The sequence below is a fragment of the Niallia sp. M35 genome (assembly GCF_050971705.1).
Taxonomy (GTDB): Bacteria; Bacillota; Bacilli; order Bacillales; family Cytobacillaceae; genus Niallia; species Niallia circulans_A.
This window is the reverse complement of record NZ_JBPCEP010000001.1, coordinates 1-21,433: the sequence shown is the minus strand read 5'-3', so window position 1 is coordinate 21,433 and position 21,433 is coordinate 1. Positions and strand designations below refer to the sequence as shown.

The following is a 21,433-nucleotide window of genomic DNA, read 5'->3' as shown; positions in this document are numbered from 1 at the left end:
AATTTTTTTAACAGGCAGCACTGATGACTTTAGAAATATTTTTATATTATAAACATATTAGCTTGTCCTATAATATATTATAGGTATATCTAATTATCTTCTTGCATAAAGTACTATTCTCATTTATTAACTTTTTATTCTATCTCTGTTAGACTACTTTTATAAACAGTTAGATACAAGGAAGTGATTATTTTGATAACAATGACAGATATTATTCGCGATGGCCATCCGACATTGAGACAAGTGGCAAGCGAAGTTATCATGCCACCAAGCGAAGAGGAAAAAAACATTCTAAAAAGCATGATGGAATATTTAATAAATAGCCAAAATCCCGAATTAGCAGATAAGTATGGATTAAGAGGCGGGGTAGGCTTAGCTGCTCCGCAAATAAATGTTTCCAAAAGAATGATTGCTGTGCACGTTAAAGATGAAAATGACAAGCAATACAGCTACGCTTTATTCAATCCTAAAATCATCAGCCATTCCATTGAAAAAGCTTATTTAACAACTGGCGAAGGCTGCCTTTCTGTCGATGAAACCATTCCAGGTTTCGTTCCAAGGTATGCAAGAATTACTTTGAAAGGGATTGATTTAGAAGGAAAAGAAGTAAAATTACGCCTTAAAGGATTACCAGCAATTGTTTTCCAACATGAAATTGATCATCTAAACGGCGTGATGTTTTATGATCATATCAATGAAAAAGATCCTTTTCTTCCTATTGATAACGCAATACCTATTGAAAGATAACTTTTTATAGAAAGAAACGGTTCGATCATTACTATTCGAGCCTCTTCTTCTTTCCCTTCTACTTCCCTGTTTTATACTAAATAAGGTTTTATCCTGCTACAGAGGATCGCTCTCCATTCAGCCTATTTTACAATTACCAACATTATCCATGAGAATCTTACAAAAATATTCATATACTATTTATATAAAAGGCTGTTTTCATAGAAAATAAAAGGAATGCTTATCGTCTCTAAAACATGTCTAGTTCTATTAGCTTCACACTAAGTTAGAAAATTGACGCTTCCTAAATACTCTTATCTAACGACCCACTATGAAATTAGCCAAATAAAAGGAATAAACCATTCTTTCGTATCCAAATAATGTAAAACCGCCTTCAATTTTGAATGATCGGATTGAAAAAACACCATTTAATAAACTATTTTTTTACAAAAAGAAATATAAAATGAGAAGATGACTTTACTTTGTACAAGAATGGTTTAAAATAGAATTAAGGAGATGATCCACTATGTTAAAGAAGCTAAGAAAGAAGCTTTTAAAACAGTGGAAAGATTTACTTCGCAAAAAAACAATAGCTTAAAAAATTGAAGGGTATTTTTATGGTCTGGCCAATACCACGCTTAGTTAAATATAGTGGTTATTATACCGCTATACAAACCAAGCATTATGGTATTGAGTCTGACCTTTTGTTTTAATAACGATTTCATAAGAATGATCATACATAAACTTATGTAATATTAATATGTTTCATAATAATATATAGAGGGTAAATATCTTTTTCCATCCATCAGTTTCACATAAACTCACTGAGAAAAGAACCTTTCTAATATAATGGCTATTAAAAGAAAAAACATGAAAACCATGTTATTTTTTTATATAATAAATTTCAGAAACAAATGATTAAGGAGCGATTTACAATGATATTTAAAGTATATTTTCAAGATTTAAAAACAGAGGTACCAGTAAGAGAAAATACGCGAACTATTTTCGTTAAAGGTTCATCAGAAAGAGATGTTCGAACAAAATTAGCAGAAAAACCATATAATATCGAGTTTATTACTGGCGTAGAAGGTGCATTCTTAGAATATGAACAACAAAACGAAGACTTTACAGTATTGGAGATTGAATAATGAAATTTGTAAAAAATGATCAAACTGCTGTATTTGCCCTAGGAGGATTAGGGGAAATCGGTAAAAATACGTATGGTGTCCAGTTTCAAGATGAAATTATTTTAATTGATGCTGGAATTAAATTTCCTGAGGACGAGCTTTTAGGAATTGACTATGTTATTCCTGATTATACTTTTTTAGAGAAGAATGTAGACAAAATTAAAGGCTTATTTATCACGCATGGTCACGAAGATCATATTGGTGGTATTCCTTACCTTTTAAGACAAGTTAATATCCCTCTTTACGGAGGCAAACTGGCATTAGCACTTGTTCGTAACAAATTGGAAGAGCATGGATTATTGCGCCAAACAACGATGCATGAAATTCAAGAAGACGATATCATTAAATTTAGAAAAACATCGGTTTCTTTCTTTAGAACTACTCATAGTATACCTGATTCCTATGGGATTGTTGTCAAAACACCACCTGGGAACATTGTACACACTGGAGATTTTAAATTTGACTTTACGCCAGTTGGGGAACCTGCCAATTTAACAAAAATGGCTGAAATAGGGAAAGAAGGCGTTTTGTGCTTATTATCTGATAGTACAAATAGTGAAGTTCCTAATTTTACTATGTCGGAGAAAAAAGTCGGAAAAAGCATCCATGATACTTTTATAAAGGCGGACGGTAGATTGATTTTTGCTACTTTCGCTTCCAATATTTATCGCTTACAGCAAGTAACAGATGCAGCCGTAGAATTTGGCCGCAAAATAGCTGTTTTTGGACGCAGTATGGAAGCTGCTATTAACATCGGTTTGGAACTTGGCTTTATAAAAGCACCAAAAGAAACTTTTGTTGATCCGCAACAAATTAACCGACTGCCAGCTAATCAAGTGGTCATACTTTGTACAGGAAGCCAAGGTGAACCAATGGCAGCTCTATCAAGAATTGCTAATGGTACGCATAGACAAATCCAGATTATCCCTGGTGACACTGTGGTATTCTCTTCCAATCCAGTACCAGGTAATACATTAAGTGTTAATAAAACAATCAATCAACTTTACCGAGCAGGTGCGGAAGTAATTCATGGACCACTTAACAATATTCACACTTCTGGTCATGGTGGTCAACAAGAGCAAATGCTAATGCTTCGATTAATTAAACCTAAATTCTTTATGCCAATCCATGGTGAGTTTAGAATGCAAAAAACACACGCTCAAACTGCTGTTGATTGTGGCGTCAAAGAAGAGAACTGCTTCATTATGGATAATGGTGAAGTATTAGCACTTTCAAGCGATTCAGCACAGGTTGCAGGTAAAATTCCATCTGGAAATGTATATATTGACGGAAGCGGAATTGGCGACATTGGAAATATTGTTTTACGTGATCGTCGAATTCTTTCAGAAGAAGGCTTAGTGGTTGTCGTGGTGAGTATTAATATGACTGATTTTAGAATCGCCGCTGGACCTGATCTTATTTCAAGAGGATTTGTGTACATGCGTGAGTCTGGTGATTTAATCAATGATGCACAAACACTAATAAGTAAACATTTAAATAAAGTAATGGAACGCAAAACGACACAATGGTCAGAAATAAAGAATGAAATAATTGATACTATTTCTCCATTCCTATATGAAAAAACAAAACGTCGCCCAATGATCCTTCCTATTATCATGGAAGTATAAATAAGTAAAAAGGAGCTATTTGTTCTATATCGAACAAATAGCTCCTTTTTCTTGTTAAGACATAACCTTTTTCTCAAAACGATTAATATCCGAGTCAGCTCCAATTACAATTAAGATATCCTTTTCTCTAATTGATTCTGATGCTTGAGGAGAAACGATAATTTCCTTCCCTCTTTTTATGGCAACAATAGTGATTCCATATCTGGCACGAATATCTAAATCAATGATCGAACGACCATCTAATTTATGACTTGCTTTAATTTCCACAATACTATGCTCATCCGATAGCTCTAAATAATCAAGGACATTGTTAGAGACAATATTATGAGCTATTCTCTTGCCCATATCCCTTTCAGGATGAACAACTGCATCTGCTCCAATTTTACTTAGTACTTTCTCATGATAATCATTTTGGGCTTTTACCGTTATATTTTGCACACCTAATTCTTTCAGCATTAAAGTTGTTAAAATACTTGCTTGGATATCTTCCCCTATTGCAACAATAACATGGTCAAAATTACGGATCCCAAGACCTTTCAATACTGTTTCATCTACCGCATTACCTACCACTGCATGCGAAACTAGATTTGCGTATTCATTTACTTTTTCTTCACTTTTATCAATGACCATTACATCCATACCTAGTTCGGTCAATTCCTTGCAAATACTACCACCAAATCTTCCAAGGCCAATAACCGCAAATGCTCTTTTCACAATAAAATCCTCCAACAATTATAAAAATTTCACCTAAATAAATCGTCCTTATTATAACATTAAACCACTTGATTAATATATAAAAGCTAATGATTGTTTTCCAGCCAGTTATTGTTGATTATTTATGACACGGTTGATACGTGTATTTAACATTTTTAAATTAGTTCCGCCCGCCTGGTAGTACCGCAGCTTTCTTTCCCTATCAAATAAATAGTAGGAGGGAACATATTCATTCGAAAATGCCTTGGCTAGCTGAAAATCATGATCTACATAAATGGACTGTGTCATACTATACGTCTTGGCAGTCTTTTTTATTAAATCAATATCTAAATCTCGCTCTGTTCGAGGGAAATGCACAGATATTATTAGAAGATTATCTTGATATAACTCCCTATATTGGTTTAATTCGGGCATAGCCCTTTTACAAAAATAACAACTTACAGACCAAAAGTGCATTAAAATCAGCTTATCGCCTATTTCATTTGTAAGCTTTGTTTCCCCGTTAATCCATATGGTCGGAGTATTCCAGTTTGGAAGTTGCTCACCTATTTTCAATGATTCGTTACCTTCTTTCTTTTTATTCCTATACGCATATTTTTTGCTGAACTAATCACATAAAAAGTTAGTGAATCATGTCTCCCCGCTTTTAGATAAACAGAGTATCCTTATTTGCAAATCTATCAAGTAACTAACTTATCCGAAGCTTAATAGATCCATCTCCTAGTTTATCAAATACTTTAAAGGGAATAAAAAGAAAAAACTTATTTTTCATTAAAAGGAGTACAATTTCTAATGATTTATGTTGATAAACTAAAAACGTATATCCAAAATATAGAATGGGGAGATTTCCTTCTAGAATCTTCTCTATTAGCGTTAAAAATTATCTTGATTCTGTTAAGTTATATTTTCATCAAAAAGATGGCTAAAAAGGTAATAAATAAATTATTCGAAACTTATATTCAAAAGCATTCTATCTCACGTGGCAGAGCCTTCACTTTAGAAAGCTTAACGAATAATCTAATTACCTATGTATTATTTTTTATACTCATTATTACTATTCTTCAATTGCTAGGAATTGATGCAACAGCCATATTAGCTGGAGCTGGTATTATTGGATTAGCAGTTGGTTTTGGTGCACAAGGTTTAGTAAGTGACCTAGTATCAGGATTCTTTTTGTTATTAGAAAAACAGTTAGATGTGGGGGAACTTGTATCGATAGGGGATTTTTCAGGTACTGTCGAACAAGTAGGGCTGCGAACAACACAAATTAGAGGTGCTGATGGAACATTGCACTTTATTCCTAATCGAGAAATCACACAGCTTAGTAACCATTCTCGGGGAGAAATGCAAGCTTTAGTCGATATAGAAATTTCTGTACATAATAATATACCAAAAACATTAGAAATTTTAAAGGCTCTATGTGAACATATCGCCAAAGAAAACACAGTCATTACGGATGGACCAGATGTGGTTGGCATACAAAACATGGGACCAAATACTCTTACTATTAGAATACTAGCCAAAACAATCAATATGGAGCAATGGGGTGTCGAACGATTAATCAGACAAGAAGTAAAAATCGCACTTGATGAAAATGGTATTAAACTTCCAGAAACTCCGATTATAGTAGATAAAAAGAGTTAAAAAAAGGCTTACTGTCCATTTTGCAGTAAGCCTTCTCTTTTATATAAAACAGAGTTCCTCTATTCTTAATTGCCTTTTTTGGTTAAATACGCTGTTAATACATTTACAGCCAACTGTAAAGCATCCTCTTTCGGATTAAGCTTGCTATGATGTAATCCAAAGGTAGAGTCAACTCCTAGCCAAAACATAAATCCTGGGATTTCCTTTAACATATAACCGAAATCTTCCCCTGTCATGGCTTCTTTACATTCAAATAAGGTTGCTTCTGTTTCCTCTATAATAAAATCCATAAACTCTTTCGTTAATAACTCATTATTATAGACTTGATAATAACCACTTCCGAAATCAATGGTGCATTCACAGTCATAGGCGATTTCAGTTCCTTTTACTAAAGATTGAACGCGTTTTTTTACTTTTTCCATTGCTTCACTAGAAAGCGTACGCATCGTTCCTTCTAGCCTTGCTGTTTCGGCGATAACATTTTGAACCGTTCCGCCTGTGATTTTCCCAATCGTTACAACAGCACTTTCAAGTGGATTTATATTTCTAGACACGATGGACTGTAACTGGGATACTAATGTACATGCAGCAACAACCATATCATTTGTTAAATGAGGATAGGCTGCATGTCCCCCTTTCCCTTTTAAATCAATAAAGAGTTCTGATGTATTCGCAAATAATAAGCCAGGCTTAATCGCAATCGTCCCTACAGGATATTCCGGAGCAACATGAAGAGCTATTATCATATCTGGCTTCCATGCTTGGAGCTCCTCACTTTTCAACATCGGTTCAGCACCGCCTGGTCCCTCTTCTGCAGGTTGAAAGATAAATACCACATCATCGTTAATTGGATTATTAATAATATTAGTTAGCACACCTAATGCGATCGTCATATGAAAATCATGACCGCAAGCATGCATTTCAGTCGGATGCTCTGATACAAAGGATAATGATGTTTCTTCCACAATCGGTAATCCATCCATATCAGCACGATAGCCAATCGTTTTTGTTGGATTAAGTCCATTCACTTTTACGATAATCCCAGTCTTCCATGTTTTCACTTCTACACGTTCATCTGCGACGCTTTGAATCATCTGTAGTAAATATTGCTGTGTTTTAAATTCTTTAAATCCAAGCTCCGGAATTCTATGCAGCTGTCTGCGAATAGTAACTAAATCTATCGTATTCCCCATATAGCTCCCCTACTCTTCCTTTTTTATACAATTTTACATAGCTCATTAGATTACCTACAAGAAAAGCGCGGAAGTTTCTCCACGCTTTTCATCAAAATTATAATTGACGTAACTCTTGCATAATTTCTGTTTTTGATTTTGTTTTATCATCAATTTCTTTTACTACTCGTGCAGGAGCTCCTGCTACTAATGTATTCGCTGGAACATCTTCTAATACGATAGCTCCTGCAGCAACTACAGACCCTTTTCCTACAGTTACACCCTCTACAATAACAGCATTTGCACCAACCAATACATCATCTTCAATTATAACTGGTTTAGCAGATGGAGGCTCAATTACACCAGCTAATACTGCACCTGCTCCAATATGACAGTTTTTACCGACAGTAGCTCGTCCACCCATAATAACTCCCATATCAATCATTGTGCCTTCGCCGATAACAGCACCAATATTAATAACAGCACCCATCATAATAACAGCATTATCACCAATATCAACTTGGTCACGAATAATTGCGCCTGGCTCAATACGAGCTTTAATATTTTTTAAATCTAATAAAGGAATAGCGGAATTTCTACGATCATTTTCAACTACATAATCTGTTACTTTATCCTTATTAGCTTCAATTACACTTTGAATGTCTGTCCATTCTCCAAAAATCACACCAGAATTCCCGCTAATAAAGGTTTGGATATTCTCACCAAATTCAACAGCTGATAAATCCCCTTTTACATATACCTTAACAGGTGTAGATTTTGTACTATTTTGAATAAATGAAATAATTTCATTTGCATCCATCATTTTCATTTCTTTACCTCCAGTTATGTATAAATTACAATATAAAAATTACTTTACCAAACAAAAGTTATGAAAACAAGCAATTATTATTATAATATTAAGGATTAATTGCTTTCACTTTTTCTTCTTCAAGGTATTCATTGACAATCTCTATGAACGCTTGAACTTGCTTTAATTGAAAATTCGCTTCATAGCCAATTAACCAAGTCCCTCTTGTAATAGGTTTATTATTATCATTAAATAATGGTATTCTTGATAGTGACTCATCAGCTTTTCTTAAGGCAATGGAAGGTAAGATACTATATCCAATGCCATTAAAAGAAAGCTGTTTACATGTTTCAATTTGATCTACAACAATAGTATTCTTAGGAGGCATTTGCAAATTCTGATGCCACCAAACTTGTATTTCTTCGTAATAGTTAGAATCACTTTTAAACTGGATAAACGGTCGATCAGTTAAGGCAATATCTTCTAACTTAGCAATTTCTCGATCCACTAAATAAAGTGGATCATCGAATAAATGCATTTTTATCCCTTTCCAATCAGATGCACCTCTTATGATACCGATATGCATATTATCCTCTGAAACTGATTTCATCATATCGCTGCTCCAACCAGTTACTAATGATACTTTTGCTTGTGGATAGCGCTCAACAAATCGTTTTAATACTTCTGGAAGCCAATTTTGTCCAACTATACTTGCGACAGCTATTTTTAATGTTCCATATACTTCTTCTTTAAATGCATGAATGGATTCTTTTACTTCTTCTTCTTTTTTTAATGTTTCCCTTGCAAATGTCGTTACTAATTCGCCAGCTGCAGTAAGAGAAAGGCCTCTTTGTGACCTAATAAATAACGGGGTTCCCCAGTCTTTCTCAATATTTTGCAGCCTTTGAGAAAGAGCTGGCTGGGTGACAAATAATCTCTCTGCTGCTTTGCGCATATTCATTTCCTGTGAAAGTACAGTTAATAGTTGTAATTCAGAAATCGTTGACATGACATTATCCTCATAAAATAAAAATTGTTATCAAAAGAGGGATACATCTCTAATGAAGAGGCAGACAAGAGCGGTAGCCGTAGATGAAGGAATATTACTTTTAGCGTTCATTTTGATTGAGTTGATGCAAATAAATATTAAGTCGCATTAGTATGGATCTTCTTGTTAAAATTCCATCAAAATAGCCATCGTCTGTTTCCACGCAAATAAAAGGATGGTCTACTAAATATTTTATCGTATGTAATACAGAACTATTGCTCTTCACTCTTGGTATTACCTTATTCATAATTGTTTCCACTTTTATTTCTTCAAGCTTCTCAAATTCAATTCTTTCTAAGCCTAATATGCTATCCATGATGAGCGGAGTGCTGACTAAGCCATGGAGTTTATAATGAGCATCTAATACTGGTATTGCTGAGTATCCACTTTTTGTTAAGACAAGCAGAGCGTGTTCTAAACTATTTCCTATCTGCACATGTGCTACTCGTTCAGATGGAATTAATAAGTCCTGTAAAGTAATGTTTAAAAACTCTTCGCTGTGCATACTTATCATAGCCGAAAACTCCTCACAAAATATATTTATATCTCATTTTATCATAGTTCTCGGCATTATGCTCTTTTAACCCTTACTCGTTTTTATATTCCTTACAAGCAGTTGACAATGTGGGCATCGAAAAATCACATTTTGATTAGATTGAGCAGTTAAGACATTTTCCAGTTTTTCTTCCTGTGAACATTCTGGACAAATAACCATTGGCATCATGTTTATCACCTCAACCATTAGTATGGATTCTCATGTTTTTTTCATGTAGGAAATATTTTCAATCTTTAGAGCTTTTTATCCTAATATTGATTAAATTCTCCTGAATTACTAGCTGTTAGTACTAAAAACTAAAAAAACCTTCAGCAAAATGGACTGTTCCACCTTGCTGAAGATTTTTTTAAATAAGATTACTGAATTAAATCAAAAATCTCAATCGTAATCATATCAACATTATCAAATTGATATCTTTTTGGTTTTTCCTTGTCATTATATACTTCTAGTTCAAACGTCTCAGTTTTCGGATGAAATGTTACTTGACACTTTCTCTCTCCATTTACCTCAAAGAAACGTTGAGTTGGTTCTCCCCCAGTTGCCTGCTCTTGTAGATTTTTCAATCTTGTTAATATGCCTTGTAATTGTGACATGCTCTCTCTCCTTTCAAACAAACCTTTATTAAGCATAGGTTTCACTATTAGCATGTTTCTATACACTTTCTTCGTTTAATTTAGTTACAATTCGCCTCTTGTGTAAAATGCCAATACTAACAGAATAAAAGATTGTCGAGAGTTTGTCCAAGTAAAACTGAAAAAAACTCGGTGTTTTTTTATTATTTATTTCCTCTGAATATTCTTACCATTTCACAAATTAACATACACACTTTCCTTAGGAGCATAATTTCTTGCTAAAATGATGACAAGAACTTCTTTTATCACTCAAAAGAATTGCATGATAATAACTTTCTTTGTATGATTTTAGTTAAAGATAAAAGTAGGAGGAGCATTATGCATCAAATCACATTGTTTACTCAACCAGATTGTCCCCCTTGCGAATATTCAAAGCTATTCTTAAAAGAACATGGTTTTGATTTCGAAATGAGAGATATTCAAAAGGACCCTCATGCCAAAAAAGACTTAATAAAGAAATATCAATCTTTTTCCACTCCAACATTCGTAATTGATGGAACGGTCATTTATGGATTTGATTTGGAAAAGCTAAAGGAAGCTTTGAATCTTTCTTAATACTTATTGTGGCGTACAGCACCTAATGTGCGCCATAAACTTTAAAATGATTATATTAGAGATGATTTGTGTTGACATCATTATAGTTTTTATTCTCATTCTTTATATAAGTAACTTGATTATCAATGGAAAATAACGGCATATACACTAAAGTACTATAGTTTTTTTCTTTACTCTTTAAAATGGACCTTACCTCTTTATCTGAAAACATATTTGTTATAAGCCATTTATTATTCAATTTTCTGATCAAAATCCCTTCATAAGAACCTTCATATACTTTTTCTCCAATAACAATTGGTTCATAATATTCATATAGGAGTATACTATTCTCTTCTTGTTCTACAAAAGTTTGTTCTGATAATTGATAAAAAGGTAGATAATATTTACCAAATTCATTACCATATGTAAAAAAGTTCCCTTGTTCTCCCTTCAGGTTTTCATTAAGAAATAAATAAATTAGTTTGTCTGAAAAATAAGGCGTTAAGATTTCTTCTATCTCCTCCATTTCTCTCGCTTCTTTACTTAATGATACTTGTGCCCGGAATGCCTTTTCTACAAAAGCGAATACTTCCTCTCTACTTGTCAAACGGCTGGCGGCGTCAATGGAATACGGAAAAACACTCCACATAGAAATAATCAATAAGATAAAGAAGCTTTTTTTCATCAAATCCTTCCCTTCTCTAATTGCTCTACCACTTCATTACTCTTCCATACCCTTTCTATTCCTAATAAAACAAGCTGAAGAGAAAATCTCTTCAGCTTGTTGTTAAGGAAGCAATAATTTCATTCGATCAAGATAATTATAGGATAAATCAATAAATAAATATTCTTTTGAATTTAACGGATAAGAATACGTCCTAACCGTTTCGCCGGTTTCAATATCACTGTATAGATCAGATAATATCCCTTTTTTTTCATTTCGCATCTTCATAATATTTTCTAAAAAATATGGTCTCCAACTCCAATTTTTATGTGCATATTCAGGTTGTATAAGCCAATCATTCTCATATTTAATAATATTGGCAGATTTCTGAAACCCATCTTCATCACAAACATACATTCGAAAAGCAGCCTCTGTTAACTCAGCTGACAATAATTTTAATAACTCTTCATAGGAAGAATATTTCTTGTATTTGACAAGCAATGCTTGTAATTGACCTTGAAACTCTTCTGTTAAATCATAAATCGTCGCTAATTTCTTCTTTTCTGAAAGGATAAATTCATGAAACATGTTTCTCAATGTTTCTTTTCTACTATTACGTTCAACGAAATTCTCCTCTGGATAATGTAAGTAATACCCTTGATAAAATCTTCCTCCATTTTTCCAAGCGAATTGAAGCTGATAAACCATCTCGATATTTTCAAATAATAAAGTAGCACCAATCTTTCGAGCAAGCATAGATAATGAATACAATACATCTTGATAAGTATGTGAGGTGGACGTAGACCGCAAAGCCAATAGATCAATTTTCAAAATATCAGGCCCTAAATCACTTAGACGGTCAAGATAACTGCTATCGCTTCCCATTTTATCAATCGCAATCTTTATACCATATGTGCGATAGTAAATTAGTAAATGATCTAAATGATCAAATTGTCCTTGATAATTTCTTTCGGATAGCTCTAGAACGATTCGATTCAGCTTGATACCTTTCCCTTCGTACTCCAATAAGGTATCTAAAAAGGCTTCTCCATCATCCTTCATCAGCATTTCAGCATCTCTATTGATAAAAAGCAATACGTCCTCATCAAGAGATAAAGCTTTATCTAAAGCTTTTGTCAAAATAACTTGATCTACTTCAAGCTTGTATTCATCTGGAATTCCTTCATCTGCAAAAAAGTCACCAAGACTTTCCGCTCCATCTTGCCCATTATATCTACCTAATACCTCATATCCAATAACCCGATGTTCATCAGCGCTAAAAATAGCTTGAAAATAAGGGATGACATTTTCTAAATCAGTCAAAATATCCAAAGCATCCATATTTTGATCGCCTCCCTATAAGAAAAGCAAGCTCCTTTGCATATCATAATTAAACTTTGTCAAATCGACGCTTTTCAAATAAAAAACCCCTATACTTAAATGGATTTATTAATTAGTTAGCAAAGGTTCTTCACTTTATATTAAGAAATTTAAATAAGCCTAATTATATCATATAAACTCCTAGCTTTCGAAATAATGATAGAAAATTCTTTCTATTCAACCCTATCATTATGGATGAAGTCTAAATTTGAATCAACTTAATTTAACCTTTTTGGTAATAATATGCCCTCATATTTTGATGAGAATTTCGTATGATAACGTTAGGAGTTGGCAAGAAAGAGGCAGTCATATGCAGTTGTTGAAACTATTACTTTTGCTCGCTCCCTTTTTTGGTTCGGAGCAAGTTTGGGAATACTTCCATATTGATGACCATCCAAGACAAAAAAGCGAAATAGTAAGTCAAGTATCAAGCTCCTCTAATAAAATACTATTAGATGTTCCTTTGGTAAAACAAAATCCAGAATTACGATATGGATGTGAGGTAACAAGTTTAACCATGGTCTTAAATTATGCTGGTGTTAAAGTAACGAAAATGGACCTTTTTAAAGACATAGAGAAGGACTTAGATCCATTAGTCCGAAAAAACGGAAATATTATTAAATGGGGAGATCCTTCTACTGGATTTGTTGGAGATATGACTGGGAAAAAGGCTGGTTATGCTGTGTTTGATAGACCGATGGAAGACCTTGTTAACAAATTTTTACCTGAAAGAGCAGTTAATTTAACAAATTCCTCTTTTCATGACTTAGAGAAACATGTTGAGAATGGTTACCCAATTGTCGTATGGACGACAGGGGATTATCGTTTACCTGATAGATGGGAATCATGGGAACATAATGGAAGAACAATTAAAACGCCATTAGATTTACATGCAGTTGTTTTAGTCGGGTTCAGTAAAGAGCATGTTTACTTAAATGATCCCTTATCTGGTAAGAAAAACGTCAAGGTAAATAAAAAAAACTTTATTGACTCCTGGCATGCTTTAAAGTCAAGAGCAATTAGTTATCGGTAAAGCCAAAAAGTTTTTTTCACTTTAATATTGGTTAAAGCTGAATAACTCTTAGTGGGCTGACTGATTCCCTTTGTTATTTGCTGCAAGTAATAAGCAAGCAGCTTGAATACACTTTACTTTGTATGCGGGCAAACACCGGTATGAGTCTTCTTGACGCGCTTAGGATCGTGTATTCAGGCTGGCTTACTCTCCTCCCTATTATTCCTAATAAAAATCCAGTCTTAACTATACACTTAAATTATAATGGCAAATTTGCCAACCATCCTTCCCTCCTAAAAGTTTATGTTCTCCGCTCATCAATCATGTTTAAAACTGCCTAAGAAATTGTTCTGCGTCTTCACAAGTCAATGGCTTTGAATAATAATAACCTTGTGCTTTCTGACAATTTGCCTTCTTTAAAAAATCTTCCTGATCTTTATTTTCGACACCTTCTGCAATTACTTCCATTCCTAAGTTTTGACCTAAGTGAATAATAGTGGTTGTAATGGCAGCATCCTTTGCGCTTGTCACAGCATCTTTAATAAAAGACTGGTCAATTTTTAACACATCGATGGGAAATTGCTTTATATAGCTAAGAGAAGAATAGCCGGTTCCAAAATCATCAACAGAAATAATAACACCCAACTCCTTTAAATTCCGCAAAATAGGAACTGCTTCTTTAATATTCTCCATAACCCCTTCTGTAATTTCCACTTCTAAGAGGAATGGCTGAATGTTATATTTTTTGATAGCCTCGCGAATCACTTCTACAAAATTAGGTTGTTGAAATTGCTTGGGAGAAATATTCACAGCGATTCTGACATCTAGATTGTAAAGTGACTTCCAAATTTTTATCTGCTCACACGCCGTTTCAATAACCCAATTGCCAATCGATATTATGAGACCCGTATCCTCCGCAAGGGGTATAAAGTCATTGGGAGCAACCAAGCCTAAGGAGGGACTCTCCCACCGTAATAGCGCTTCAAAGCTATTGAAAGTATAATTGTTCAAATCAATTTGCGGCTGATAATACAATTTCAGTTCATTCCTTTGAACAGCTTTTCGCAATTTTGTTTCAACTGATACTATATTAGTTAAAGCTGTTGTCATATCGGAACGATAAAATTGATAGTGTGCTTTGCCTCTTTCTTTTACTCGAAAAAGTGCCTCATCAGCATTTTTAATCAATATTTCAATATCTTCTCCATCCTGTGGATACATACTAATTCCTATACTGGGACTTATATAATATTCCTGAGAATCTAGATAGAAAGAATTAGCAAAGGTTGAAAGTATTTGTTGAGCAATACTTGCTACTTCTTGTCTATTCGTTTGCGAAAGAAGAATATTAAATTCATCTCCTCCTTGACGATACACATGGCATTTGTAATTATTAAACTCTAATAAGCGTTCCGCGACTTTTACAAGAATTTGATCGCCAACAATATGACCAAATGTATCATTAATATATTTAAATCTGTCTAAATCAATGGTCATTAAAGCGAAAGCAGCTTGGTCTGTTTCCGCTCTTTTTATTTCAAGGTTTATAGCCTCCATTAGAGCCCGTCTATTATAAAGTCCTGTCAGCTGATCATGAAAAGACATAAACTGAATCTTTTCTGCTGTCTTCTTCTTTTCTGAAATATCTCTTAAGATGACATAAATCCCCTTAATGGTATGATTCACTATAATAGGTACGAATTTCGAATGAACAGATAATTCGTTTCCATTTTTACTTATTAATTTACAATCAACTGATTGTGATGTTTTTGTCAGTTTACACTTTTTAAAACTACCATAAAAAAGTGTATTCTCCTCATCTATTAGATCATAAAGCGAAAAAATCGTTTTAGCTTCGTCACTAAAACCAATTAATTTCAACCCAGCAGGATTCACCTCCTGTATAACGCCATCTAAATTGACTGTGAGAACAGCATCTAAATTATTCTCTACTAATGAACGATATCGTTGTTCACTTTCATATAATAAAAGTTTTTCCTTGATGGATTCTGTAATATCTCTCGTTATAGAAACAATGTATTTCACCTCATCTTTATCATCCTTTATAGGCGTTAAAACAGATTCTGCATAGATAAGCTCTCCATCATTAAGCTTGATTTGATCTGTATAACTATGATTTTCCTTCCTCTTACACACTGTAGAATATTCCTTTTGTAATCTAGCAGATATGTACGCAGAATTAACATCTTGGATTTTTTTCCCTATAAAGTTGATTGGTAATTTAGCGAACAAGAATGCAGCTTCATTTACAAAAATATAGCGAAAAATTTCCCCTTTCTCTACTTTCATGATAAAGACCATATCTTTAATATACATAAAAATAATTTCAAAAATAATATTCTCTATATTTGATTTGGATTGAGCGATTATTTTCTTACTTGTGCTATTCTCATTATATTTGTCCATCCATCTCATTCCTTACATGCAGCAATATAATAATTTGTTCTAAAAAAATGTACACAACCTATCAACTTTTCTTTTACTACTATTATCGGCATGTGAATCCATTTCTGTACTCAAATAGATAAAAAATTATGTCTATTCTTAAAATAAAATTTATCTTAACCTTGCTTCAGGAGCACACTTGATAGACAAGATATTTCTTTTTTATTTCCTTCTTTCGCAAAAAATAGTATAATAACTTGTACTAAACAATAGAAGGGAGAGTTAAAACAATTGAATAAGCAGCAACAATATCCGCCGCCAATACAACCTACTGTTGTAAATCTTCTTCAAGCAATCTCAGTTGTAAACCGTCATGCAAAAACTGCTCCAAACCCAAAGTTTTTATATAAATTAAAGCATGACAGTTTACATAAACTATTAGCAGAAGGAAAAGCAAAGAAAATCGGTCTACACTTCTCAAATAATCCAAAATATAGTCAACAACAATCAGATTTATTGATTGCGTGTGAAAACTATACATTTCATTTGCCTCCGACTAAAAAGGATTTTGAGGAATTGCCACATTTAGGATCTCTCAATCAAAGTATTCGAAATCCCAAATCTACTCTTTCCTTAACACAGTCTAAAAAGCTTTTATCCACTTATACTGGATTAAAAGAAGATACGCCACCTAATCATTCAATCCGCAAAAAGAAATACCAAAAGCCTGTTTTTAAAAAACTTGGTGAAAGCTATTAATTTTTAATGTACCTTGAATGAAAACGGTAATCCCCTCGATTATATCAACTAAAAGAGAGCAATTAATACTATAATGCAGCTAGGATACATTTCACCTAAGAAACAGCCACCCCATACATAAGTTGGAATGATGGGGTGGCTGTTTTACGGTATAAAAAGGGTGTTTCAAAAAATATTGTTACGTAAACCGTAACCCGAATAATAATATTTTATTTACGGCTATCTTAATGTTTGTTTAGTCTCCACACATATAACTTATGATAAGGTAATACTATAAAACTATTTTAAAGGAGAGGTATTATGCGTAAATTTGGTATTAATTATGAATATAAACAGACGGAGAAAAAAAACGGAGACAGGCTCATATCTGTAAGGGATATTGGCGAAAATGCCCTTCTAGAAGTTGAGAAAAAGGGTAATATGGTAGAAATCATTACTAATTGGCAAAACTTTAAAACAACTAAATACTCCCTACCAGTAGAACTATTTGAGAAAATACATAAAGATATTATGCAAAATAATAATGCATAATATAATGCTTGATTTGAATATAAAATAGTGAAAAGAATTTATTTGTAAAGAGGCTCCAGGAAATAATACAGGTATAGCCCATGAAAAGTGAAGTGTATTTAAGTCTGTGGTATTTACCACAAGCCTTCTTTCCTAAAAAGAATAAAAACCCAACCAATTATACGAAATCTTTATTAACCTCTCCGTATAATTGGTTGGGTCACCCATGTGCCAGTCTCTCAAAGTAGTTCTTAAAGACAAAGGAAGCTGGATTCGCTTCCCTTCTCTTAAGCAAAAAGGCAACTCCCATGCAGACTGCTAATTCATCAGCATTTATAATATGATGTTATCGATAATATGAATTAATTCATTAATCTCAGGTTTACTTACTTGAGCATTTGCTCCTACTACTTGACCTTTATGTCTTAAATCATCTGTGATTAACGAAGAAAATATAACAATTGGCAATGTTGCTAAGTTAGGATTGTCCTTTACTACTTTTGTTAAATGATGTCCATCCATTTGCGGCATTTCTATATCGGTAATCATTAATTGAGCCACTTCTTCAACCGAATGACCATCCTCTATAGTTTTTGTTAAATAGGCTAAAGCTTCACGCCCATTTTCGAAAAAGGTGATCTCCTGAAATCCAGCAGCATTTAAAGTATCTTCTAATAATTTTCTTAACAGGGCAGAATCTTCCACAACAATTAATTTCTTGTCACTTCTTTTTCTATCACCTAATTTTTTTACTTGTTGAACATTGATTCCCGACTCCGGATTAATATCAACAACGATTTTTTCAAAATCTAATAATAAAATCATTTCTCCCTTTAATTTTACTACTCCGATAATCTGGCTGTCCGTTCCATAGTACGTTTCAGATGGTTTTTCAATGTTTTCCCATGATATTCGATGAATTTGTGTTACATTATGAACATGGAAAATTATTTTTGTTTTATTAAATTCAGAAACAATATATTTGTCCTTTTCAGGAGTATCAGAAGGAGGATAACCAAGTACATTTGCAAGATTAACAACAGTTAATACTTCTCCCCTTAACTCCATAATCCCCTCTATATATGGGTGTGCGTGTGGGATTGGCGTGATTGGCACTGGATTAATGATTTCTTTAACCTTAATCACATTGATTCCAAAATGGTTCTTTCCTACGCTGAATTCTACAATTTCTAATTCATTTGTTCCCGTTTCTAAAAGTATCCCTTTATCATTTTTCATTTCTGTTTGTCCTTTCGCTCGCCTAAAAATTCACTTATTTAGCCAGACTACATCAAATTATTTATACCTATCTTTTATATCGGACTTTTTATCTACTCTTAAAGTAAGGCTCTTTAAATTTCCTAAATTTTGAGGTGAAGAAAAGTTATTCTACAACCTATAGTATTTTTAGTATCCATTTTTTTGAAAAAAAGGCTAATAAAAAGCTATTCATGAAAGAACAATATGAAAATATTCCACCTTCTCACGGAATATTTGCTTTTGTTAGCATTCATAAACAGCTTCGTTTTCCTCTTCTATTTGGAAGGAAGAAATCTTTTTTCCATCAGTCTTCCTTTATACGTGCATGAATCACTAATCCGATAATAGTTAGAATGATTAAAGAACTTAGCGCAAATCTACTTGCAATATTACCGTACTCAGCAAAAACCAATGTAATTGTCCCATATATTAAAGGACCGATAATAGATGATACTTTTCCAGAAAAAGCAAACAAACCAAAAAATTGTCCTCTTTTCTCTTCTGGGGTAATTTCAACGATATAGGTTCTTGTTGTTACCCACATACTTCCAAGCGCCACTCCAAATAAACTGCCAGCTACCCAGAATAACCCTTCATTTTTAGCAAGCGTTGCAATAATAATCGCAATAACTAACAGTATCCCCACATAACGAACAGCTCTGTATGCACCAACACTTTTCGTTATATATCCAAAAACAAAGGAACCAATAATACTTGCAATGGTTGACACAAGATAAAGAACAATAAATTTACCAGTATCTAATCCAATAACCGCATTGGCATATGCAGACATCGTCGCAATAGTAGTGGCTAATGCATCATTTAGAAAAAAGTAAGCAAGCATAAAGGTGAAAATTTTCCGATAACTTTTCATTTGTTTAAAAGTTTCTATTATTTCTCGATATCCAGAAAGAACAGATTGTTTTTGGATATTTTCTTTTGGTGTATCTTTAATGAAAAAAAATAATGGCAAGGATAAAAGTAAAAAAAGAATACCAGTTGGAATAAAGGATTGATTATATGCCCCTTCATCTATAAAGAGATAAACAGTTAATCCAATCAGTGTTCCAATATAACCGATGGCTACACCAAATCCAGAGATTAATGGAATCTGTTCCTTTGTTCCTAAATCAGAAATCATCGTATCATAGAACACTAAGCTAGAATGATAAGTAAATTTAGATAAAACAAAAAAGAGGATAACAAGTGCTAAGGATATCGGAATTCCAAATATTTGTTGTGTAGACGGGATAAAAGAGAAAAACCCCATAGCAATGGTTCCAAATACAGTTAATAATGTTAAAATAACAATATATTTTTTCTTTTTTCCAGTTCGATCCATCATTACGCCAAATAATGGTGTAAAGATAACTAACAGAAAGCTTGCTAATGCATTCGCATATGTAATAAAAGTCGAAGCAATCTGTTTGGTTACTTCATTCGAACCAACCATATCTTGTAAATACAAGGGGAAAAAGATTGTATTAATATTAGACGAAAAAATAGTATTAGCCGCATCATAAAGGGCCCATGATATTATGGGCAAAGTAAAATATAATGCCAACCCTCTTTTTTTCATTTCTGTTTTATTGGTTATCGGTTCCATCTATCAAGCTCTCCTCTCAAATAGCGGGTATGTAGCGATAAAATAACATACTCCTGTTTGTTTCCCTTAAGAACCATTTGGCTTATCCATAATGTTTGTCGTCTCACTCACATTATAGATAAGCCCACAGAGTTTATGAATTATTTTCTTACAACAATGGAACCTACAATTAAATCATGTAACGCTTGTTTTTTCTCCGTGAACGCTGCCAAAATAAAGCCAATTAATAAAATTCCTGAAAGGAGACTTGATACTATGTATCTTCCTAAACTTCTCCAGAAAGAAAGCTTATTTCCTTTCAAATCCTCTACCTTTAAACCTAATAATTTCTTTCCAATTGTCGCTTGCCATTTAGAAGCATGAAACAGTGAATAATAAAAAAGACTAATAAACATACATACTGCCATCGTTCCAAAAAAAGCGGTCATTATGGAGCCTAATAGAGATAAAATTTCAGAATCAGATAATGCATTTATACTTGCTGGATCCAACAATAATTCATTAGGTATTTCCATTGAACTGATAAATAAAGCAAAAATGATATTAGAAAAAAATAATAAAGGAATACCTAAAATGATACTATCGATTGCCCATGCTCCAAAACGAATCCAAAATCCTGCATATTGAGGATGATTTTCCTTTTCTTCTATTTGTATAGTTGTTACCATTTATTTTCCCCTCCTTCTAATATGATAAATGGTATTTATTTTCTAAACAACCTTTTTTATGAAATGACTGGTACTGGTTGAATTACAATTAATAAACATTAGAAAAACCATCCTGCTTCTTTGCTTAAAAAGTTCATAAAATGTTTATTTGTTTTTTTCTAATTTGTGAAATATCAAACAAAAACCTAGACGATTTTATGTTATTAGAATACGCTAATAGTGTAAGTTGTGAAGGAAGAAAACCGTAAATTATTTAACTAATTAAAGAGAGGACGAGTACACAATGAAGGGTACTGCAATTCTTTTTCACGATGACTTAACGGTAACTTTTCTAGAAAATATCGATTTAGAGATATGGAAAAAAACAGATAAAATGGACAATCGGAAACAGCCTTTAGAAAATCATCTGAATCAATCAAACCATGAACAACTTTTATTAATGGAGGAAGACGTTGATTGGGATTATGGTTACTAATTAAATATATATTAGAGCAAGCTTGGAGCAGGGATAGATTCTTC

The 21,433-nt window shown here is 33.2% G+C and carries 22 protein-coding genes; 9 read left to right on the top strand and 13 right to left on the bottom strand.

Annotation, left to right across the window (positions count from 1 at the left end; all coding sequences use genetic code 11):
* Positions 1–192 precede the first annotated feature (192 nt).
* The 3 genes from def (at position 193) to rnjA (ending at position 3,541) form a co-directional block, all read left to right on the top strand.
* Complete coding sequence (def, locus tag NiCM35_RS00110; protein WP_095329048.1) at positions 193–747, top strand: peptide deformylase; 555 nt, start codon at positions 193–195, stop codon at positions 745–747.
* 914 nt (positions 748–1,661) lie between these two features.
* Positions 1,662–1,874: a DNA-dependent RNA polymerase subunit epsilon gene (locus tag NiCM35_RS00105; RefSeq protein ID WP_095329047.1), complete on the top strand. Its 213-nt coding sequence runs from the start codon at positions 1,662–1,664 to the stop codon at positions 1,872–1,874.
* The gene (gene rnjA, locus NiCM35_RS00100; RefSeq protein ID WP_095329046.1) at positions 1,874–3,541 is read left to right on the top strand and encodes a ribonuclease J1; all 1,668 of its coding nucleotides are present in this window, start codon (positions 1,874–1,876) and stop codon (positions 3,539–3,541) included. Before NiCM35_RS00105 ends, rnjA begins: the two co-directional genes overlap by 1 nt.
* A gap of 54 nt (positions 3,542–3,595) precedes the next feature.
* Here the strand turns inward: rnjA and NiCM35_RS00095 are convergent, their stop codons facing one another.
* Positions 3,596–4,255 carry a potassium channel family protein gene (locus NiCM35_RS00095; RefSeq protein WP_095329045.1) on the bottom strand — a complete coding sequence of 220 codons (660 nt, stop codon included), beginning with the start codon at positions 4,253–4,255 and terminating at the stop codon, positions 3,596–3,598.
* Positions 4,256–4,363: 108 nt separating this feature from the next.
* Complete coding sequence (locus NiCM35_RS00090; RefSeq protein ID WP_095329044.1) at positions 4,364–4,810, bottom strand: TlpA family protein disulfide reductase; 447 nt, start codon at positions 4,808–4,810, stop codon at positions 4,364–4,366.
* Positions 4,811–5,047: 237 nt separating this feature from the next.
* Here NiCM35_RS00090 and NiCM35_RS00085 point away from each other — a divergent pair, with 237 nt between their 5' ends.
* A complete protein-coding gene (locus tag NiCM35_RS00085; protein ID WP_095329043.1) occupies positions 5,048–5,899 on the top strand; it encodes a mechanosensitive ion channel family protein in 852 nt (283 codons plus the stop codon).
* Between the two features lie 65 nt (positions 5,900–5,964).
* Here the strand turns inward: NiCM35_RS00085 and NiCM35_RS00080 are convergent, their stop codons facing one another.
* From NiCM35_RS00080 to NiCM35_RS00060, 5 genes are all read right to left on the bottom strand, one after another.
* A complete protein-coding gene (locus tag NiCM35_RS00080; RefSeq protein WP_095329042.1) occupies positions 5,965–7,092 on the bottom strand; it encodes an N-acetyldiaminopimelate deacetylase in 1,128 nt (375 codons plus the stop codon).
* A 97-nt stretch (positions 7,093–7,189) separates the two neighbouring features.
* On the bottom strand, positions 7,190–7,900 hold the full coding sequence (dapD, locus tag NiCM35_RS00075; RefSeq protein WP_095329041.1) for a 2,3,4,5-tetrahydropyridine-2,6-dicarboxylate N-acetyltransferase: 711 nt from the start codon (positions 7,898–7,900) through the stop codon (positions 7,190–7,192).
* 88 nt (positions 7,901–7,988) lie between these two features.
* On the bottom strand, positions 7,989–8,888 hold the full coding sequence (ccpC, locus tag NiCM35_RS00070) for a transcriptional regulator CcpC (RefSeq protein ID WP_095329040.1): 900 nt from the start codon (positions 8,886–8,888) through the stop codon (positions 7,989–7,991).
* Positions 8,889–8,988: 100 nt separating this feature from the next.
* Positions 8,989–9,441, bottom strand: a complete 453-nt coding sequence (cbpB, locus tag NiCM35_RS00065) for a cyclic-di-AMP-binding protein CbpB (protein ID WP_095329039.1) — start codon at positions 9,439–9,441, stop codon at positions 8,989–8,991.
* A 398-nt stretch (positions 9,442–9,839) separates the two neighbouring features.
* Entirely contained in the window at positions 9,840–10,076 is a 237-nt protein-coding gene (locus NiCM35_RS00060) for a YkuJ family protein (protein ID WP_016200943.1), read from the bottom strand.
* Positions 10,077–10,433: 357 nt separating this feature from the next.
* On the opposite strand from NiCM35_RS00060, the gene NiCM35_RS00055 reads away from it, so the two are divergent.
* Entirely contained in the window at positions 10,434–10,670 is a 237-nt protein-coding gene (locus tag NiCM35_RS00055) for a glutaredoxin family protein (protein WP_095329037.1), read from the top strand.
* Between the two features lie 55 nt (positions 10,671–10,725).
* Here NiCM35_RS00055 and NiCM35_RS00050 read toward each other — a convergent pair whose 3' ends face one another.
* Positions 10,726–11,334, bottom strand: a complete 609-nt coding sequence (locus tag NiCM35_RS00050) for a DUF3993 domain-containing protein (RefSeq protein WP_123257401.1) — start codon at positions 11,332–11,334, stop codon at positions 10,726–10,728.
* Between the two features lie 102 nt (positions 11,335–11,436).
* The gene (locus NiCM35_RS00045) at positions 11,437–12,654 is read right to left on the bottom strand and encodes an EAL domain-containing protein (protein WP_163188179.1); all 1,218 of its coding nucleotides are present in this window, start codon (positions 12,652–12,654) and stop codon (positions 11,437–11,439) included.
* A 349-nt stretch (positions 12,655–13,003) separates the two neighbouring features.
* On the opposite strand from NiCM35_RS00045, the gene NiCM35_RS00040 reads away from it, so the two are divergent.
* The gene (locus NiCM35_RS00040) at positions 13,004–13,726 is read left to right on the top strand and encodes a C39 family peptidase (protein ID WP_123257399.1); all 723 of its coding nucleotides are present in this window, start codon (positions 13,004–13,006) and stop codon (positions 13,724–13,726) included.
* A gap of 306 nt (positions 13,727–14,032) precedes the next feature.
* Here NiCM35_RS00040 and NiCM35_RS00035 read toward each other — a convergent pair whose 3' ends face one another.
* A complete protein-coding gene (locus tag NiCM35_RS00035; RefSeq protein ID WP_433778189.1) occupies positions 14,033–16,132 on the bottom strand; it encodes a sensor domain-containing protein in 2,100 nt (699 codons plus the stop codon).
* Between the two features lie 270 nt (positions 16,133–16,402).
* On the opposite strand from NiCM35_RS00035, the gene NiCM35_RS00030 reads away from it, so the two are divergent.
* Together NiCM35_RS00030 and NiCM35_RS00025 are read left to right on the top strand one after the other, a co-directional pair.
* Entirely contained in the window at positions 16,403–16,870 is a 468-nt protein-coding gene (locus tag NiCM35_RS00030) for a YkyB family protein (protein ID WP_095329033.1), read from the top strand.
* Positions 16,871–17,170: 300 nt separating this feature from the next.
* Entirely contained in the window at positions 17,171–17,401 is a 231-nt protein-coding gene (locus NiCM35_RS00025) for a hypothetical protein (protein WP_217279723.1), read from the top strand.
* Between the two features lie 312 nt (positions 17,402–17,713).
* Here NiCM35_RS00025 and NiCM35_RS00020 read toward each other — a convergent pair whose 3' ends face one another.
* The 3 genes from NiCM35_RS00020 to NiCM35_RS00010 form a co-directional block, all read right to left on the bottom strand.
* Positions 17,714–18,619, bottom strand: coding sequence for a chemotaxis protein (locus NiCM35_RS00020; RefSeq protein WP_095329032.1), 906 nt, complete (start codon positions 18,617–18,619; stop codon positions 17,714–17,716).
* A gap of 325 nt (positions 18,620–18,944) precedes the next feature.
* Positions 18,945–20,246 (bottom strand): MFS transporter, encoded by a 1,302-nt coding sequence (locus NiCM35_RS00015; protein ID WP_095329031.1) that lies wholly within the window; start codon positions 20,244–20,246, stop codon positions 18,945–18,947.
* Positions 20,247–20,386: 140 nt separating this feature from the next.
* Positions 20,387–20,914: an RDD family protein gene (locus NiCM35_RS00010; protein WP_095329030.1), complete on the bottom strand. Its 528-nt coding sequence runs from the start codon at positions 20,912–20,914 to the stop codon at positions 20,387–20,389.
* A gap of 283 nt (positions 20,915–21,197) precedes the next feature.
* On the opposite strand from NiCM35_RS00010, the gene NiCM35_RS00005 reads away from it, so the two are divergent.
* The gene (locus NiCM35_RS00005) at positions 21,198–21,389 is read left to right on the top strand and encodes a hypothetical protein (RefSeq protein ID WP_095329029.1); all 192 of its coding nucleotides are present in this window, start codon (positions 21,198–21,200) and stop codon (positions 21,387–21,389) included.
* Positions 21,390–21,433: the final 44 nt, after the last annotated feature.